Source organism: Paraburkholderia sp. EG304 (assembly GCF_046543485.1).
Lineage (GTDB): Bacteria > Pseudomonadota > Gammaproteobacteria > Burkholderiales > Burkholderiaceae > Paraburkholderia > Paraburkholderia youngii.
In genome coordinates this window covers 1-261 of the sequence record NZ_JBKGUA010000435.1, presented here as the reverse complement: position 1 = coordinate 261, position 261 = coordinate 1, and the positions used below count along the sequence as shown (strand labels likewise).

1 pseudogene is annotated in these 261 nt (G+C 72.4%); it reads right to left on the bottom strand.

The window, feature by feature from the left end:
• Positions 1-261 (bottom strand): annotated as a pseudogene (locus ACLFKU_RS44620) (non-ribosomal peptide synthetase module); the annotation flags it as partial.

Sequence of the window (261 nt, the reverse complement as noted above, 5' to 3'; positions counted from 1 at the left end):
GCCCCACCAGATGCGCGCGCAGCGTCGCCGCAAGCTGCGCTTCCTGCGCCTCCTCTGCGGCCACCACATACGCCACCAGCTGCGGCTCGCCGGCCCGCTCCTCGCGCGCCACCACCACCGCCTCGCGTACCCATGCATGTCCGCACAGGTGCGCGGCCACCTCGCCCGGCTCGATGCGAAAGCCCCGGATCTTGACCTGCTCGTCGGTGCGCCCCAGAAACTCCAGATTGCCGTCCGGCAGGTACCGCGCCAGGTCCCCCG